We start from the raw sequence: 16429 nt of genomic DNA, 5'->3' as shown, positions 1-16429 counted from the left end.
GGGACGGTTGATGGAAGTTCGCGTTGCCAACGTGCGCAAGGAGTTTGAGCGGTTTCCGGCCCTCCACGACGTTTCACTCGACATCAAGTCCGGCGAGCTGATCGCGTTGCTCGGACCCTCCGGCTCCGGCAAGACGACGCTGCTCAGGCTGATCGCCGGGCTGGAGCGGCCGACGAAAGGAACGATCTTCTTCGGCGAGGAGGATGCGTCGCAAAAGTCGATCCAGGAGCGCAATGTCGGCTTTGTCTTCCAGCATTATGCGTTGTTTCGCCATATGACGGTCGCCGACAATATCGGCTTCGGCCTCAAAGTCCGGCACGGGCCGACACGTCCGTCGGCGCAGGAAATCCGCCGCCGTGCCTCCGAGCTTCTCGACCTCGTCCAGCTTTCCGGCTTGGAAAAGCGCTATCCGGCGCAGCTTTCGGGCGGCCAGCGCCAACGCGTGGCGCTTGCCCGCGCCATGGCGATCGAACCGGCCGTGCTTTTGCTCGACGAGCCGTTCGGAGCGCTCGACGCCCAGGTCCGCCGCGAGTTGCGCCGCTGGCTGCGCGACATCCACGACGCTACCGGCTACACCACGGTCTTTGTCACCCATGACCAGGAAGAAGCGCTTGAGCTTGCCGACCGCGTCGTGGTGATGAGCCAGGGCAGCATCGAGCAGGTCGGCACCGCCGATGAAATCTACGACACGCCGAATTCGCCCTTCGTCTACGGCTTCATCGGTGAATCGAGCTCGCTTCCCGTCAAGATCGAGGACGGCCAGGTCTGGATCGCCGATCGCCCGATCGGGCTGTCCGCGCCGCAGGCACCGCAAGGCGAAGCGACGCTGTTCTTCCGTCCGCACGATGTCGAACTGGTAGACGAATGCAACGGCTGCATCGCCGGCACAGTCGCCGCCAGCCGCCGCGTCGCCGGCACCAGACGGGTGGAGCTCGAAATTGGCGGCGAGCGTCAGCGGGTCGAGGTCGAGCTGCCCGTCGACCATCCGGCGGCGCAGAAAAGCCGGGTGGCCTTCAGGCCGCGGCGCTGGAAGCTTTTTCCAGCTGTGTAGAAGGCTGGATCTAAGCGGGCTACCTCGGCGTGCTGAGAACACGCCGAAATGCATCTGCTTGGAAGAAAATCCTTTCAACGGGCCGATTCGGCAATGCTTTTTCTCACAGCAACACCATAGATCCGGGTTGCATGCCTCGTCGTGTCGGGCATCGCCCGATTATCCTTCTGCGATAAACGGCATTTCAGGAGCCTGTTTTCATGAAGCGATTTTTGCTTGGCGTCGCCACATTGGCCGGCCTGTTCCTGGCATCCTCCCAAGCGTGGTCGGCCGACAAATTGCTGAACGCGTCCTACGATGTCGGCCGCGAACTGTTTGCGCAGGTGAACAAGGCCTTCGTCGCCGAGCACCCCGGCGTGACCATAGATCAGTCGCATGCCGGGACGTCGGCGCAGGCACGTGCCATCGCCGAGGGCCTCGGCGCCGATGTCGTCACCTTCAACCAGGTCATCGACATCGACTTCCTGGTCTCCAAGGGTCTTATCTCCGCCGACTGGCAGAAGGACTTCCCCGACAACGCCTCGCCTTTCTATTCGCTGCCGTCCTTCCTGGTGCGCGCCGGCAATCCGAAGAACATCAAGGATTGGGACGATCTCGTGCGCGACGACGTGCAGGTGATCTTCCCCAATCCGAAAACGTCCGGTAATGCGCGCTACACCTATCTTGCGGCCACCGCCTACGCAAAGGAAGCCTTCAAGGGCGACGATGCCAAGGTGAAGGAATTCGTCACCAAACTGTTCAACAATGTCCCGATCTTCGACTCCGGCGGGCGCGCCGCGACCACCACCTTCGTGCAGCGCGAGATCGGCGACGTGCTGATCACCTTCGAGTCGGAAACGCGCGGCGTCCGCAGGGAGTATGGCGATGACAAGTTCGAGCAGGTGACGCCTTCGGTCAGCCTGCTGGCGGAGTTTCCGGTGGCGATTGTCGACACGGTCGCCGACGAGCATGGTACGCGTGACCTCGCCAGGACTTATCTCGACTTCCTCTACACGCCGCAGGGCCAGGACATCGCCGCCCGCAACGGACTGAGGGCTCGCGACGCGGCGGTCGCCGCCAAATACAAGGCTGAGTTTCCCGATGTCCGCCTGCTGACGGTGGAGGACGTCTTCGGCGGCTGGGCCAAGATCCAGGCCGAGCATTTCGCCGCGGGCGGATTGCTCGACCAGACTTATGGCAGCCGCTGAGCAAGCGATCTTCGAACTTGAAGCGAAAGCCGGCTTTTGCCGGCTTTCTTCGTTTTCGCGGCCCGGAAAGGTGATTTCGCGCATTTCCGGCCGTACCATCCAAAACGTCACGAAGAATCAACGTGTTTGTGCCTACTGTGCCATCAGACGGCTTGTTTTCGCGAACTGCGTCGTGCGACCAAACGTCATGATTTACACACAAACAACCGCCAGATGCGGGCGGTTGGGGTTTTCATGAACTGAATCGAGCATGCTTACCAAAAAAGGCAAATACGGCCTCAAGGCCCTCGTGCATCTGTCAGGCTTGCCGGTCGGTCAGCTCGCATTCGTCAACGACATTGCCGTCGCCAACAACATCCCGAAGAAATTCCTGGATGCCATTCTGGGCGAATTGCGCAATGCCGGCTTCGTCCAGAGCCGCAAGGGCAAGGAAGGCGGCTACCGCCTCGCCCGGCCGGCCTCCGAGATCAAGATCGGCCATGTCGTGCGTGTCCTCGACGGGCCGCTGGCGCCAATCCCTTGCGCCAGCCGCACCCAATATCAGCGCTGCGAGGATTGCGACGAGGCGACATGCCAGGTCCGGAACATGATGCTGGAGGTGCGCCAGGCGATCGCCGAGGTGCTGGACAATCGCAGCCTCGCCGCGATGCGCGACGCCGACAATGACGATTTTCCAGTCGAGCTGACGTCGCAGATCTGATCAGCCGCCGCTAAAGCGGGATCCGCGCCGGCGACCCGCTCAGGAATTCGCCTCGAACAGGCTCACGACGTCGCCGACAATGTCGGCGATCGGGCGCGTCGCATCGAGCGTCAATGCGTTCTCGTCGGCTGCCGGCGCTTCTAGCGTGGCGAACTGGCTGTCGACCAGGCTTGCCGGCATGAAATGGCCCTGGCGGGAGCCGACACGCTGCTTCGCGGTCGCGGGATCGATTTCCAGATAGAGGAAAACAATGTCCTGGCAAAAGCCGCGCAGACGCTCGCGGTAGCTGCGCTTTAGCGCCGAACAGGCGGCCACCACGCCCTGCCCATCGCCGACCGATCCCGCAATGCGCCGGCCGATCGCGTCGAGCCAGCCTTCGCGCAATGCGTCGGTCAGCGGCTCGCCGCTTGCCATGCGCGCGACGTTTTCCGGCGGATGCAGCCGGTCGCCCTCGACGAAGATGGCGCCCAACGCTGCGGCCAACGCTTCGCCGACGGCCGATTTGCCACAACCGGCGACGCCCATCACTACGACGGCCGGTGCGGGCCGAACGCGATGCCCCTGCGTTTGTGCTGCCTTTTCGTCCACGATGCGGGTCAGCGGCTGGCCGGCGCGCGGCCGTAAAGCAGGAGCATGGCGACGATGACGACGCCGTAGATGATCTGCCGCCCCGCCTCCGGCATCTGCATGACCGAAAGAATGGATTGCAAAAGCGTGATCAGGATGACGCCAGCGACCGTGCCGAGATACGAGCCGCGGCCGCCGAGGATCGAGGTGCCGCCAAGCACGACCGCTGCGATCGACGGCAGGAGATAGGCGTCGCCCATCGACTGCGCCGCCTTGGAGGCATAGCCGGCCAGAAGCACGCCGCCGAAGGCGGAGAGCCCGCCGGACACGGCGAAGGCGATCAGCACGACGCGCCGCGTGTCGATGCCGGAGAGGTAGGCGGCGCGCTCGCGGTTGCCGATACCGTAGACGGTACGGCCGAAGCCGGTGCGGGTCAGCACGAAAACCATCGCAGCACCGATCAGCGCCCAGATGACGACCGCGTTGGGCACGCCCGGAATGGCAAAGCCGGTCGCCAGATAGCGCATCGCCCGGGTCGCCGAATCCTGCGGCGAGAACCCGCCCGTATAGACCACCATCAGCCCTTGCGCGACGGCATTGGTGGCGAGCGTGATGATCATCGAGGGAATGCGCAGATAAGCGACGCCGATGCCGTTGACGACGCCGATCGCGACACCGCAGCAGATGCCAAACGGGATCGCCAGCGCCACGCCGACCGGGCCGTAGGCGGCGGCCGCACATGCCATCATTGCGCCCGCCGCCACCGACCACGGCACCGACAGGTCGATCTGGCCGAGCAGGATGACTAGCATCATGCCGGTGGCGATGACGCCGAGAAACGAGGCCACCTTGAGCTGCTGCAGCAGATATTCCGGCGACAGGAAGCTGCGCGAATAGAGGCTGCCGACAAACAGCAGCAGCACGATGCAGGCAAAGGCGGTCAGCACCGCGGGATCAGCGCGGCGGATGAATTTCGGCATGCGGCCGGCGATGCCGCCGATGGTCGTTTCGCTCACAGGAACCACTCCAGCCGGTTACGGACCCTGAACAGGGCGAAGGCGCCGAGGCTGACGGCGATCAGCAGGATGACGCCCTGGAACAGCGGCTGCCAGAGCGGATCGAAATCGAAGACGAAGAGCAGGTCGCCGATGGTGCGGAATGCGAGCGCGCCGAAGATCGCGCCGATGGCGCTGCCCTTGCCGCCGAACAATGAGACGCCGCCAAGCACCACGGCGGCGATCGAGAACAGCGTATAGGCATTGCCGCTGGCATAGGCCGCCTCGCCCGTATAGGTGAAGAAGGTCAGGAACAGCCCGCCGATCGCGGCCAGCAGGCCGGCGAGCGCATAGGCGGCGAACTTGCCGCGGCGGATCGGCACGCCGGACATGTAGGCCGCCGTCTCCGACGATCCCGCGGCATAGGCCGCGCGGCCGAGCACCGATCGGCTGAACGGCACCCAGACCACGAGCACGACGGCCAGCAGCGCCACCAGGCTCGCCGGCACCACGCCGAACAGCCGCCCGGTCAGCGCGTCGGCGAGATCCTCGTTGACCGAGCCGCCCGGGAACGGCCGAAGCAGCAGCGCGATGCCGAAATAGACCGCGCCGGTGGCGATGGTGGTGACGATCGGCTGCAGCCTTCCGTAGATGACGATGGCACCGTTGATCGCCCCGCACAGCAGCCCGGTGCCGAGCACCGCGACGACGCCGAACGCGGTTTCGATGCCGGTGCCGATGACCAGCCATGAGGCCAGGCAGTTGGTCAGCAGAAAGATCATGCCGACGGAAAGGTCGATGCCGGCGGTGATCACCACCAGCGTCTGCGCCATGGCGACGAAGGCGAGCAGCACGCCCTTGTTGGAAGCCGTCTGCACGACATTGGCGGTAAAGCCCGCCGGATGGTTCAAGGTGTAGATCGTAAACATCACGATGAAGATGCCGAACGCCAGCAGCGTTCCGCGTTGTTCGGCAAGCCAGTAGCGCCAGTCCTTCACGCGTCCGCTCCTTGGCCAACAGGCATCTCTTCGCCATTGATGTTGAGCGCGCTGGCGATCAGCGCCCGCTCGGTTATCTCGGCGCCGACCAGCTCGCGCTTTACTGCTCCGTCATAGAGCACCAGCACCCGGTCGCAGCAGCCGATCAGCTCGTCATAGTCGGTCGAGTAAAACAGGATCGCCGCGCCTTGGTCGGCAAGCTTGCGCATCAGCTGATACAGTTCCTGCTTCGTGCCGACATCGATGCCCCGCGTCGGGTCGTTGAGCAGGATGATGCGCGGCTGCCGCATCAGCCATTTGGCGATGACGACCTTCTGCTGGTTGCCGCCGGACAGTGCGCCGACCGGAACGTCGAGGCCTGCCGTCTTGATCGCCAGCAGAGCTACCATGTCGTCGATCAGCCGCTGCTCGGCGGCACGGTCGATGATGCCGCGCCTGGACAGCCGGTCGAGTGCGGCGAAGGAGAGGTTTTCGCGCACCGTCATCGGCAGCATCAGGCCTTCCGTCTTGCGGTCTTCCGGGATCAGCGCCATGCCGATCCGGTCACCGCGCGCCTTGGCCGGACTGGCGATCGCCACCGGTTTGCCGTCGATCAATATCTGCCCGCTGAGGCCGCGCAGCACGCCGAAGAAGGCGAGCAGCAATTCGCGCTGGCCCTGGCCGTCGAGACCGCCGAGGCCGACGACCTCGCCTGCGCCGACCGACAGCGAGATATTGTCCAGCCGGTCGGTCCAGGAAAGCTTGCGCGCCTCCAGCACGGGAGCGGCGGTGGCCGGCGCGCGCATCGGCCTCGGTGGGAAGATATGGCTGTATTCGCGGCCGATCATCAGCTCGACGACTTCATTGTCGCTCTTGGTGCCTGCTGCGTAGCTGGCGACATTGCGGCCGTTGCGGAAGACCGTGCACTGGTCGGCAAGCTCAGCGATCTCGTTCATGCGATGCGAGATGTAGAGCAGCGCCAGCCCTTCCGAGCGCAGCCGCTTCAGCACGCCGAAAATCTTGGCGACGTCGGCCGCAGTCAGCGCCGAGGTCGCCTCGTCGAGGATCAGGATGCGCGGCTTCCTTGCAAGTGCTTTGGCGATCTCGACCATCTGCCTTCTTGAAAGCGGAAGATCCTTGACCAGCGCCAGCGGGTGGATGTCGGCAGCGCCCGCGCGCGCCAGGGCTTCTTCCGCGATGCGTCGCTGCGCCTTGCGGTCGATCATGCCGAAGCGTGTCGGCGGATCGGAAATGACGATGTTGTCGGCAACGCTGAGTTCGGGGACGAGCGACAGTTCCTGGAAAATGCAGACGATGCCGGCCTGGTTGGCCGCGGCCGGCGAAGCGAAGCTCACCTCGCTTCCGTCCAGCATCATGCGGCCTTCGTCAGGCGCGACGACGCCAGCCATGACCTTGATCAGCGTCGATTTGCCGGCGCCGTTTTCGCCGAGGATGGCGTGAATGCTGCCTGGTGTTACCGAAAGCTCGGCCTTTTCCAGCGCCCGCACACCGCCATAGCGCTTGGATATGCCCTCCATGCGGAAGAGCGGAACCGCACCGTCCATCGGCCCCTCCCAAGGCGCTTGTTCTTCGGGACCGGCGCCGCGGCATTATCCCGCGGCGCCGAGCGATCAGTCTATTGGTTTTCCTTGCTCTGGCCCATGATTTCCTGCGCCGTGAAATTGATGCCGCAGGTCGGGAAAGAGTTGCCGACGAAGAAATTGTCGGACTGGTCGGGGAAATAGTCCTCGCCTTCTTTGAAGTTCGGATGCTCGACGATCGCCAGCGGCAGCTTCACCGCTTGCGGGACGACCTGGCCTTCGAGCGCTGCGATTGCCGTCTTGATGGCGACCGCCACCTGTGCGGGGCCGGTTCCGGCCGACGAACATTTCAGCCCGTCTGCGGCAAACTTGGCGCAGAATTTGCGGAAGCCGTTCTCCGTTTCGCCGCCGAACGGCACGAACGGATGCTTGGCGTCGATCATCGCCTGGACGATGCCGGTGTCGCCGCCCTGCCCAGTGACGCCGTCGAAGGGGCCGTTGGTGGCGATCGCGTCGGCCGAGGCCTTTTGCGCCACGCCATCGTCCCATTTGCCGATGACTTCGGTGACCTCCCACTTCTTACCCGAAGCGTTGAGAACTTCATGGATGCCGTTGTGGCGGTCGGTGTCGACCGACGTGCCGGCGACACCGCGCACTTCGAGGATCTTGCCACCATTGGGAATATGCTTGATCAGCCAGTTGGCCCACAACTCGCCAAGGCCTTTCTGATCGACATTGACGTTGATGGCGTCCTTGGTGTCGAGAATGTTGTCGAAGGCGACCAGCACGACGCCGGCTTCCTTGGCGCGCTTGATGACCGGTCCGAACGCCGTCGGATTCTGCGCGTTGACGACGATCGCGTCATAGCCGGAATCGATGAAGTTGTTGATCGCCGAAATCTGCGCCGGCACGTCTTCGCCGGTCGAGACGACCTTGAATTCCTTCAGTTTCGCCGCGACCTCCGGCTGCGCCGCATAGGCTTTTGCCGTCTGCACCATCTGGATGCGCCAGGTGTTGGCGATGTAGCCATTGGCGAGCGCGATGCGGTACGGGCCTTCTTTCTTGGGAAACTTGAAGAACTGCGTGTCGGCCGCCCATGGCGCGAAGCATTCCGGCTCGGCAGAGGGGCCCTTGACGATTTCGGCTTCGGCGAGCGCCGACGAACTCAGCATAACCAATGCAGTGGCGGCAATGATGCCACCAACGAGTGACTTGATCATCGATATTCCTCCCAGTTGCAGTTTCTGATTGTTCTTACGCGTCTCGCGCGTCTGGCCCGGCACCTCCCGCCTTGCTCGTCGCGCCTTTCAGGCGGCCGAATGCCGACCCGTTCTCCTCCCTTGCCGGTTGGTAAACCGAAGTAAAAACTATCATATTATACATAATAAACAAGTGTGAGCTGTCGCTTATATATAATAAACAGACTTCGATCTATGCCGCGACTTCTGCCTAGAGTCGTATGGTAGCGCTACCCATGACGTGGTGTAAAGCGGCATTTCGCGATGCCTGCAAAGCGCTTCAGTGCCTTTAGCGGGCTGTGCTCTCGCGGCACTTGAGTTCGAAGCCGAGGTCGACGACCGGCTCTTGCGGCCGCTTGCCTGCAATCGCCGCGAGCGCCATCGCGACAGACAGCCGGCCGATCTCGTAGCGAGGCGTCCGGATGCTAGTGACCGATGGAAAAGCCACTTCCATCATGTCGAGATCGTTGAAGCCTGTGATGCCGATCGTCATCGGCACGGCGATCGAGGCGCGGTGGCACTCGAACAGTACGCCGAGCGCGATGTCGTCGTTGTTGCAGAAAACACCGTCGAGCCTCGGCACCTTGGCCAGTGCGTCACGAAACAGTTCGCGGCCGAGCGTCACGCTGGACGGCACCGGCGTGGTGGTGATCAGCCGCGGGTCGAACAGACCGGCCCCCTCCATCGCCGCGCGATAGCCTGCCAAACGACGCTGCGAGCGCGGGTCCATGCGCGCGCCGATGAAGCCGATGCGGCGATAGCCCATTTCGATCATGTGCTCCGTCGCCGCCTTGCCGCCGTCGAAATGCGAGAAGCCGACCATCATGTCAACCGGATCGGGCCCGGTCTCCATGACCTGTACCACCGGGCAGCCGGCCGTCTCGAGCAGTCTTCGCGACGTTGGCGTCTGGTCGATGCCCGCCACGATCAGCGCCGCCGGGCGCTGCGGGCCGAACACCTGCAGCAGCCGTTCCTCCTCGAGGCCGGAATAATGGGTATTGCCGAGCTGGATACGGTAGGAACTGTCGGACAGGCTGTCATAGATGCCGCGCAGCACTTCGGCAAAGACGCTGTTGGTGAGCGACGGCACCAGCACGCCAAAGACCTCGGCGCGCGCCGAAGCCAGCGCCCGCGCATTCGGGTCGGGCAGATAGCCGAGCTCATCGACAGCCGCCTGGATCTGGCGGCGCAGATCTTCCGAAACACGCCCCGGCTCGCGCAAGGCGCGGGAAACCGTGATGGCGCCGACACCGGCCTTACGCGCGACATCGGCGATCGTCGGACGGCCGCCGCCGCGGCGCGAGCGCGGTTTGGTCACAGCCTTGTCCCGAATGCGGCGCTTTCGCCGAAGCGCGGCCACGAAATGCTGTTCAGCGTCTTTGCCACTATCGCCATGCCAACCCGACTTGCCGCACCCGTCTGGCGTCGCGCAGCCTTACCCCATTGTCAAGCTAACCGGCCAGGACAGCTACCCGAACTCGGGTAGCGCCACAGTTTGAATTTCGGCTGTGGGTGGTGAGCGGGCGTCTTGTCGTCCACCGTGCTCAGGCTTCTACGCCGTGCGTCGTCCGCTGCGCCACCTCGTGGCGTACGGCAATGCGAACAAGTAGAGACCGCTGAGCATGAGCAAGGCGAGCGGGATCAGCGGCATGAGGTATACCCAGTAGGCGGGCTCGACACCTACGCCCAAGGTGATGAAGATGGCAGCGACGACCGCCGTAAAAATGATCGACAGCCAGCGGTGGAGTTGCCGAATCCACGTGTTCCAGTTCATGAGCACCTCCTCTGAAGACGAGCTGAAGCGGATCGGGCGACCCGCTTGGCGCCAGCCTTCTTGCAAGCTTGTTTGATTTGATGACGTCTTGTTGGCCATTGCCCGTTGGCGCCGGCACGCCTTACTCTATCCGCGCCAGGACCTGCTCCAGGTTCGCAAAGAACCGCTGCCAGCCATATTTGGCACCCTGGTAATACTGCTGCTGATCCGGCCGGAAGCCCAACTGCTCCATGCGCAGATGGGTCCCCGTGCTCGTAGGGGTGAGCGTCCACGTGACGACACTCCGGAGATCCTTGGTATCCCACGTGTAAGACAGCGTCTTGTTGGGCTCGACTGCCTGGACCTGACAGTCGACCGCCCCCCAGTCCGCGCTAAGATTGAAACGGTGCCCCTCGTCTGGCTTGAAATCGTTCTTCATCAGCCACTCCTCGATCAGGTGTGATTGCGTGAGGGCGCGCCAGATCTTTTCCGGCGGAAAAGCTACCTCCCGTTCGACAACGACGGCGCGCGTTTCGGTCTCAGTATTGGTCATTGGTCCATCCTTTTGAGCAAGTCTTCGAGGTTGTCGAACCGGCTTTGCCAGAACCCAGCCATTTGGTTCGTCCAGTCGATCAGCGGCGCCAAGGCGCCGAGCTCCGCGCTATAGTGCGTGTTGCGGCCTTCGTGGCGGTCGCGCACCAACCCGGCCTGCTTCAGAACCCCAAGGTGCTTTGACACTGCCGGTTGCGAGACCCCAGCCCGAGCGGTCAGAGCCGCGACGGTCTGGTCCCCGTCGCGACACAGCCGCTCGAAGAGGGCCCGTCGCGTCGGATCGGCAAGCGTTCTGAAAAGGATCTCATGGGGCTGTGACATGGCAATCGATAACTCGCTGGCTATTTGATCAATCAATAACCGCCGAGATATGTGTAAGTCAAGCACGAACGTGGCCCGGTGATAGCGGACTGTCAGCCACTAGTCAGCGACTTCCGCTGGGGGTCGTGAGCCGAAATTCAAAGGGTCAGTGCTCAGCCCATTGCCGCGGCGCTGCGCCGCGCTTTCCACAGCAGCAGCACCATGGCCGCCATGTTCAGCAGGTTCCAGGCGATGCCGTTGAGGAATGCGGCGGCGTAGGAGCCGGTCATATCGTAGATCCAGCCCGACATCCAGCCGCCGATCGCCATGCCGAAGATCGTCGCCATGATTACGATGCCGACGCGCTGGCCGGCCTCTCTGGCCGGCATGTATTCGCGCACGATGATGGCATAGCAAGGCACGATGCCGCCTTGCGACAGGCCGAAAACCAGCGAGACGACGTAAAGCGAGGCGAGCCCGTCGAAGGGGATGTAGAACAACAGCGACAAGCCTTGCAGTACCGAGCCGATCAGCAGGGTTTTCACGCCGCCGATGCGATCGGCAAGAAAACCCGATGCCAGCCGGCTGACGACGCCCGCCACCATCATGATCGACAGCATGTCGGCACCACGCGCCATACCATGGCCGAGGTCCATGCAATAGGCGACGATATGGACCTGCGGCATCGACATCGCCACGCAGCAGCCCAGGCCGGCGACGACGAGCAGCATCTGCAGGGCTGCCGGCGACAGCGATATCGGCTGGACGGGCCGGCTGCCGGGCGACCCGGGAGCGGCGGCACGTGGCGCGCCGCGCCTGAGCAGCAGGATCAGCGGCACCATGGTCGCGACGCAGACGACGCCGATCGCGCCATAGGTGAAGCGCCAGCCTTCGCTCTGCATGACATAGGGCATCGCCATCGGCCAGACCGCCCCGGCGAGATAGCTGCCGGCGGCGGCAGCCGTCACCGCGACGCCGCGCCGGCGGTTGAACCAGTGCGAGATGTCGGCGATCAGCGGCCCGAAGATCGCCGACGTGCCGACGCCGATCAAAAGCCCCTGGGCAAGAGTGAACTGCAGGATCGAAGTGGTCAGCGACGCCAGCAGGAAACCAGTGCCGAGCGCCACCGAGGCAATGAGCGCCGGTATCCAGTAGCCCGCGCGGTCGATGGCGCGGCCGACCACAACATTACCGACGGCGAAGCCGACCATGGTCGCGGTATAGGGCATCGACGCGGCGGCGCGATCGACGCCGAATTCGGCCTGCACCGCCGGCAGCACCACGACGACCGCCCACATGCCGACGCCGCCGATCGTCGCCAGCAGCATCGAGATGCCGAGCCGCATCCAGGCATAGGCGCTGTCGATGCCGGGGCTGCTTGGCTGGCTGGAGAAGGTTGTGGTCAAGGCGTTTCCTGTCCGCGATTCTGCAAAATCGACCGGTTCGACGCCACTATCGGCACATTGGCGGCGCCGTGCAGCGCCACATCACGCAAATCCGTGGCTCCAGGGATTTGAGCTGAAGTGGAACAGTGGCCGCCGTCCCGGAGTTTCCATCAACGCACCAATGGAAGGAGTTTTGTCATGACCGCGAAAAGGAAATGGTCGGCCGAGGTGACGGAGCACAGCGATGCGCTGGACCTCGAGGAGCACGTCTTCGAATCCCACGACCCTAAAAAGATCGCGGCCTCGCTGAAGCGATCGGCCGAACATAGTGACCGGCGCAAGGCCGAGCCGTTCCAATCCGCCATGTCGATGCTGAATTTCTACATCAACCGTGCCGGCAAGAACCTGCCGGCCAAGCAGAAGAAAGTGCTGGAGGACGCCAAGGACGAACTGCGCGCGGTGTTTGGGCGCCCGAGAGAAAGATTAGAGGGTCGGCCTACCTCGACTTGATGACGCTATCTGTATTGGCCAACAGCTTGCGCACCGCGTTGCGCGCCGCATCCGGCCGCTGCAGGCGAATGTTCTTTTCGATCGCCTCGTGCAGCTTCTGCGCGTGCTGCAAATCGTCCAGTTCCCGCGTCGTATAAGCGAACAGATGATCGAAGGCCGATTCGATCAGCACACCGAGCGGCACCAGAAGGTCGTTGCCCGAGGCGCGCAGGATGGCCAGATGAAAACGCGTGTCCGCGCGGGTGCGCTCCTGCAGCGTCGTCGCTTGGCCCATCTCCCGGCAGGCCTGGCTGATCTCGGCCATCTGCTCGTCTGTGCGGCGCATCGCGGCAAAGGCGGTCGCTTCCGGCTCGATGATGTGGCGGAACTCCTGCACCGTTTTCAGGAACACCTCGCGGTCGGGCGAGGTCGCGTACCAGGCCAGCACGTCGCGGTCGAGCAGGTTCCAGCGCTCTTTCGGCTCGACCCAGCTGCCGATCTTCGGACGCGACGCCAAAAGGCTTTTGGCCATCAGCATCTTGATCGCTTCGCGCACCGCCGAGCGGCTGACGTCGAAAGTCTCGGACCATTTGGCCTCGTTGGGCAGGATGGTTCCCGGCGGATAGTCGCCGCGCACGATCCTGAGACCGATCTCGTTGGCTAGTGACGCATGCACGCTCGGCCCAGGCATACGCGCCGCATCGGCACGGCGGACGACAGCCGGGCGCTCGGCGGACGCCGCCTTGGCCGGTGTTTTTCCCCTATTCGGCTTGCCGTCCCGCATGCGTTCACAAAGTCCGGATTCCGAAAGCTGTCAAGCACAGGAAAAGCCTCGGGCTGCAAAGCCTGCTTCTGTGCACAGATCAGCCCGGGTGCATCGACCCCGTCATGCCGACTTGACGTATTTCCGCCAGCTGTGTTCAGGGCGGAACCCGAGCACATCCCGCGCCTTGCGGTTCGAAAGCAGCGTCTCGTATTCGCCGAGCTCAGCGTTGACCGGCACGCCGGGATAAAACCGCTTCAAGAGTTCAGCCGTCGGCAGATCGGACGAGGTGTCGTCATTGGCTGCGTTGAACACCTGATAGCCGAGCCCATCCTTTTCGATCGCGCGAAGCGTGATCTGGCCGAGGTCGCGCGCGTCGATATAGCTCCAGGCGATCCGCTTGCGGAAACCCGGATCGGCGAACCATTTCGGGAACAGCGAATATTCATGCGGCTCGATGACGTTGCCGATGCGCAAGGCGTAGATGTCGATGCCGCTGCGCAGCGCGAAGGCGCGCGCCGTCTTCTCGTTGACGATCTTGGACAGCGCGTAGCTGTCCATCGGGTCGACATCATACTCCTCGTCGAGCGGGAAATGCGTCGGGTCGCGCGGCTCGTTGGCGAAGACCAGCCCATAGGTCGTCTCGCTGGAGGCGATCACCACCTTGCGGATGCCGAGCTTCACCGCCGCTTCGATTACATTATAGGTGCCGAGCGCATTGATACGGAACACCTCGTTATCGGGCGTGATCATGATGCGCGGGATCGCCGCGAAATGCACCACGGCGTCGACCGGCTGCGCGCGCAGCGACGGGTCGAATTCATGCAGGCCCATATAGCTCGACAGCGCGTTGAACACCTGCCCGCTGTCGGTGATGTCGGTGATCAGCGTGCGCACCTTGGGATTGTCGAGCGGCTTGGTATCGATGTTGAGCAGCTGGCACCCCTGCTCGACCAGATACTGCACGACATGACGCCCGGCCTTGCCGCTGCCGCCGGTGAACATGATCCGCTTGGTCATTTTGCTCTCCACATTCCCTGGAATTCATGTGTATTGTCAGACAATATCGAACTCTGCAATCGTCTACCAACCGCTTGCGGCAAAAACCCGCTTCAACAATTCGCCTGCCAAAGTGCAGCGCCGTCATCGAGACCGCAACACAGGATTACACGGACATGAACACCACCGCCGCGAGCGAAAAGATCGGCTTCATCGGACTGGGCTTGATGGGGCACGGGATCGCGAAGAACATCGTCGATAAGGGCTATTCGCTGACATTCCTCGGCCGCAAGAACCGCGCTCCGGCGGAAGACCTGCTCGGCCGGGGTGCGGAGGAAGCCGCGACCTCGCGCGACGTGGCAGTGGCATCCGATATCGTCTTCATCTGCGTCACCGGCTCGCGCGAGGTCGAAGCCATCATCCGCGGGCCCGGCGGCCTCAAGGAAGGCCTGAAGAAGGGTTCGGTGGTCGTTGATTGCTCGACCTCGGACCCGACCTCGACCGTAGCGCTTGCCGCCGAACTCAAGGCGCTCGGCGTCGACTATGTCGATGCCCCGCTCAGCCGCACGCCGAAGGAGGCCTGGGAAGGCACGCTCGACGCCATGGTCGGCGCGTCCGACGCGGTCTTTGCCCGACTGAAGCCGGTGCTCGACACTTGGGCCGGACGCATCGTCCACATCGGCGACACCGGCGATGGCCACCGCATGAAGCTGCTTAACAATTTTATTTCGCTGGGTTATGCGGCGATCTATTCCGAGGCGCTGGCGCTGGCTGAGAAGGTCGGCATCTCGCCGCCGCGCTTTGACAGCGTTATCCGCAACGGCCGCATGGATTGCGGCTTCTACCAGACCTTTATGCGCTGGACCCTGGAAGGCGACCGCGATGCGCACAAATTCACCATCGCCAACGCCTTCAAGGACCTCACCTATCTCGAATCGATGGCGGGTGCTGCCGGCATCGCCAACCCGCTTGGCAATGCCACGAAGAACGCATTCGCCGGCGCATTCGCCGCTGGGCCGGCCGATCAATATGTGCCGATGCTGGCGACGCATATCGGCAAGGTCAATGGCGTCGACCTGACACCGAGCAAGGACGGCAAGCGGCAAGAGGTTTAAGGACCGCTCTAGCGCCGCGACCGCCCGATAACGTCGTCGGTATTGGCGAGCAGTCTGTGCACTGCGGTGCGGGCTGCAGCCGGCCGCTGGAGCCGGATGTTCTTCTCGATCGCCTCATGCAGCGCCTGCGCTCGAGGCTGGTCGCTGGTTTCGCGGGTGACGAAAACGAAGAGGTGGTCGAGCGCGGATTCGATCAGCACGCCGAGCGGTACCAGGAGGTCGTTGCCCGACGCCCGCAGGATGGCGAGATGAAAACGCGTATCGGCGCGGGTGCGCTCCTGCAGCGTCGTCGCTTGGCCCATCTCCCGGCAGGCCTGGCTGATCTCGGCCATCTGCTCGTCGCTACGCCGGATCGCGGCAAAGGCGCTGGCTTCCGGCTCGATAATATGACGGAACTCCTGCACGGTTCTGAGGAACACTTCGCGGTCGGGCGACGTCGCGTACCAAGCCAGCACGTCGCGATCGAGCAGGTTCCAGCGCTCCTTCGGCTCGACCCAGCTGCCGATCTTGGGGCGTGAAGCCAGCAGGCTCTTGGCCATCAGCATCTTGATCGCTTCGCGAACCGCCGAGCGGCTGACGTTGAAAGTCTCGGACCATTTGGCCTCGTTGGGCAGGATGGCTCCCGGCGGATAGTCGCCGCGAACGATCCTGAGGCCGATCTCGTTGGCCAGCGACGCATGCACGCTCGATCCGGGGATCAGCGCCGCATCGGTACGGCGCGCGCCGGGCGGACGGGCAGCCTGTGCCTTGACCTTGGCCCGTGCATTAACCGTGGTAAGTCGCTTTTTCGATCTTGCGTCCGACATCCATGTTCCCC

18 protein-coding genes are annotated in these 16429 nt (G+C 63.4%); 5 read left to right on the top strand and 13 right to left on the bottom strand.

Annotated elements, in window-relative coordinates; all coding sequences use genetic code 11:
* Positions 1-10: 10 nt before the first annotated feature.
* From A9K68_RS14290 to A9K68_RS14280, 3 genes are all read left to right on the top strand, one after another.
* Positions 11-1051: a sulfate/molybdate ABC transporter ATP-binding protein gene (locus A9K68_RS14290; protein ID WP_065006751.1), complete on the top strand. Its 1041-nt coding sequence runs from the start codon at positions 11-13 to the stop codon at positions 1049-1051.
* 200 nt (positions 1052-1251) lie between these two features.
* Positions 1252-2238 carry a sulfate ABC transporter substrate-binding protein gene (locus tag A9K68_RS14285; RefSeq protein WP_029351602.1) on the top strand — a complete coding sequence of 329 codons (987 nt, stop codon included), beginning with the start codon at positions 1252-1254 and terminating at the stop codon, positions 2236-2238.
* Between the two features lie 250 nt (positions 2239-2488).
* Positions 2489-2938, top strand: coding sequence for an Rrf2 family transcriptional regulator (locus A9K68_RS14280; RefSeq protein WP_029351604.1), 450 nt, complete (start codon positions 2489-2491; stop codon positions 2936-2938).
* 39 nt (positions 2939-2977) lie between these two features.
* Here the strand turns inward: A9K68_RS14280 and A9K68_RS14275 are convergent, their stop codons facing one another.
* The 10 genes from A9K68_RS14275 to A9K68_RS14230 all read right to left on the bottom strand — a co-directional run bounded on the left by A9K68_RS14275 (position 2978) and on the right by A9K68_RS14230 (position 12267).
* Positions 2978-3463, bottom strand: a complete 486-nt coding sequence (locus A9K68_RS14275; protein ID WP_156768205.1) for a gluconokinase — start codon at positions 3461-3463, stop codon at positions 2978-2980.
* A gap of 71 nt (positions 3464-3534) precedes the next feature.
* Entirely contained in the window at positions 3535-4521 is a 987-nt protein-coding gene (locus A9K68_RS14270; RefSeq protein WP_065006748.1) for an ABC transporter permease, read from the bottom strand.
* Entirely contained in the window at positions 4518-5498 is a 981-nt protein-coding gene (locus A9K68_RS14265) for an ABC transporter permease (protein WP_065006747.1), read from the bottom strand. Before A9K68_RS14265 ends, A9K68_RS14270 begins: the two co-directional genes overlap by 4 nt.
* Positions 5495-7042 (bottom strand): sugar ABC transporter ATP-binding protein, encoded by a 1548-nt coding sequence (locus A9K68_RS14260; RefSeq protein ID WP_065006746.1) that lies wholly within the window; start codon positions 7040-7042, stop codon positions 5495-5497. The genes A9K68_RS14265 and A9K68_RS14260 overlap by 4 nt, the downstream gene beginning before the upstream one ends.
* Before the next feature lie 71 nt (positions 7043-7113).
* The gene (locus tag A9K68_RS14255; RefSeq protein ID WP_065006774.1) at positions 7114-8238 is read right to left on the bottom strand and encodes a sugar ABC transporter substrate-binding protein; all 1125 of its coding nucleotides are present in this window, start codon (positions 8236-8238) and stop codon (positions 7114-7116) included.
* A gap of 307 nt (positions 8239-8545) precedes the next feature.
* Positions 8546-9574 (bottom strand): LacI family DNA-binding transcriptional regulator, encoded by a 1029-nt coding sequence (locus A9K68_RS14250; protein ID WP_065006773.1) that lies wholly within the window; start codon positions 9572-9574, stop codon positions 8546-8548.
* A 234-nt stretch (positions 9575-9808) separates the two neighbouring features.
* Complete coding sequence (locus A9K68_RS14245) at positions 9809-10030, bottom strand: hypothetical protein (RefSeq protein WP_065006772.1); 222 nt, start codon at positions 10028-10030, stop codon at positions 9809-9811.
* 121 nt (positions 10031-10151) lie between these two features.
* Positions 10152-10562, bottom strand: coding sequence for an SRPBCC domain-containing protein (locus A9K68_RS14240; protein ID WP_065006745.1), 411 nt, complete (start codon positions 10560-10562; stop codon positions 10152-10154).
* Entirely contained in the window at positions 10559-10882 is a 324-nt protein-coding gene (locus A9K68_RS14235) for a metalloregulator ArsR/SmtB family transcription factor (protein ID WP_065006744.1), read from the bottom strand. The genes A9K68_RS14240 and A9K68_RS14235 overlap by 4 nt, the downstream gene beginning before the upstream one ends.
* 152 nt (positions 10883-11034) lie before the next feature.
* Positions 11035-12267, bottom strand: coding sequence for an MFS transporter (locus A9K68_RS14230; RefSeq protein ID WP_065006743.1), 1233 nt, complete (start codon positions 12265-12267; stop codon positions 11035-11037).
* Positions 12268-12444: 177 nt separating this feature from the next.
* Here A9K68_RS14230 and A9K68_RS14225 point away from each other — a divergent pair, with 177 nt between their 5' ends.
* Entirely contained in the window at positions 12445-12756 is a 312-nt protein-coding gene (locus tag A9K68_RS14225) for a DUF3175 domain-containing protein (protein ID WP_065006742.1), read from the top strand.
* Here the strand turns inward: A9K68_RS14225 and A9K68_RS14220 are convergent.
* Together A9K68_RS14220 and A9K68_RS14215 are read right to left on the bottom strand one after the other, a co-directional pair.
* Entirely contained in the window at positions 12743-13519 is a 777-nt protein-coding gene (locus A9K68_RS14220) for a FadR/GntR family transcriptional regulator (RefSeq protein ID WP_065006741.1), read from the bottom strand. The two genes, A9K68_RS14225 and A9K68_RS14220, sit on opposite strands and share 14 nt — an antisense overlap.
* 102 nt (positions 13520-13621) lie before the next feature.
* On the bottom strand, positions 13622-14518 hold the full coding sequence (locus A9K68_RS14215) for an NAD(P)-dependent oxidoreductase (RefSeq protein ID WP_065006740.1): 897 nt from the start codon (positions 14516-14518) through the stop codon (positions 13622-13624).
* Positions 14519-14673: 155 nt separating this feature from the next.
* Between A9K68_RS14215 and A9K68_RS14210 the strand changes: the two genes are divergently transcribed.
* Positions 14674-15612, top strand: a complete 939-nt coding sequence (locus tag A9K68_RS14210; RefSeq protein WP_065006739.1) for an NAD(P)-dependent oxidoreductase — start codon at positions 14674-14676, stop codon at positions 15610-15612.
* An 8-nt stretch (positions 15613-15620) separates the two neighbouring features.
* Here the strand turns inward: A9K68_RS14210 and A9K68_RS14205 are convergent, their stop codons facing one another.
* Positions 15621-16418, bottom strand: coding sequence for a FadR/GntR family transcriptional regulator (locus A9K68_RS14205; protein ID WP_065006738.1), 798 nt, complete (start codon positions 16416-16418; stop codon positions 15621-15623).
* Positions 16419-16429: the final 11 nt, after the last annotated feature.

It is taken from the genome of Mesorhizobium sp. AA22 (genome assembly GCF_001672375.2).
Taxonomy (GTDB): domain Bacteria; phylum Pseudomonadota; class Alphaproteobacteria; order Rhizobiales; family Rhizobiaceae; genus Mesorhizobium; species Mesorhizobium wenxiniae.
This window is presented reverse-complemented; position numbering and strand designations above follow the sequence as displayed.

Bases quoted from the DNA above. Each gene is read 5' to 3' on its own strand.
- A9K68_RS14235 (WP_065006744.1), bottom strand. From the start codon at position 10,882: ATGTCACAGCCCCATGAGATCCTTTTCAGAACGCTTGCCGATCCGACG.
- A9K68_RS14215 (WP_065006740.1), bottom strand. From the start codon at position 14,518: ATGACCAAGCGGATCATGTTCACCGGCGGCAGCGGCAAGGCCGGGCGT.
- A9K68_RS14205 (WP_065006738.1), bottom strand. From the start codon at position 16,418: ATGTCGGACGCAAGATCGAAAAAGCGACTTACCACGGTTAATGCACGG.
- A9K68_RS14260 (WP_065006746.1), bottom strand. From the start codon at position 7,042: ATGGACGGTGCGGTTCCGCTCTTCCGCATGGAGGGCATATCCAAGCGC.
- A9K68_RS14280 (WP_029351604.1), top strand. From the start codon at position 2,489: ATGCTTACCAAAAAAGGCAAATACGGCCTCAAGGCCCTCGTGCATCTG.
- A9K68_RS14290 (WP_065006751.1), top strand. From the start codon at position 11: ATGGAAGTTCGCGTTGCCAACGTGCGCAAGGAGTTTGAGCGGTTTCCG.
- A9K68_RS14210 (WP_065006739.1), top strand. From the start codon at position 14,674: ATGAACACCACCGCCGCGAGCGAAAAGATCGGCTTCATCGGACTGGGC.
- A9K68_RS14245 (WP_065006772.1), bottom strand. From the start codon at position 10,030: ATGAACTGGAACACGTGGATTCGGCAACTCCACCGCTGGCTGTCGATC.
- A9K68_RS14275 (WP_156768205.1), bottom strand. From the start codon at position 3,463: ATGGGCGTCGCCGGTTGTGGCAAATCGGCCGTCGGCGAAGCGTTGGCC.
- A9K68_RS14225 (WP_065006742.1), top strand. From the start codon at position 12,445: ATGACCGCGAAAAGGAAATGGTCGGCCGAGGTGACGGAGCACAGCGAT.
- A9K68_RS14285 (WP_029351602.1), top strand. From the start codon at position 1,252: ATGAAGCGATTTTTGCTTGGCGTCGCCACATTGGCCGGCCTGTTCCTG.
- A9K68_RS14255 (WP_065006774.1), bottom strand. From the start codon at position 8,238: ATGATCAAGTCACTCGTTGGTGGCATCATTGCCGCCACTGCATTGGTT.
- A9K68_RS14220 (WP_065006741.1), bottom strand. From the start codon at position 13,519: ATGCGGGACGGCAAGCCGAATAGGGGAAAAACACCGGCCAAGGCGGCG.
- A9K68_RS14240 (WP_065006745.1), bottom strand. From the start codon at position 10,562: ATGACCAATACTGAGACCGAAACGCGCGCCGTCGTTGTCGAACGGGAG.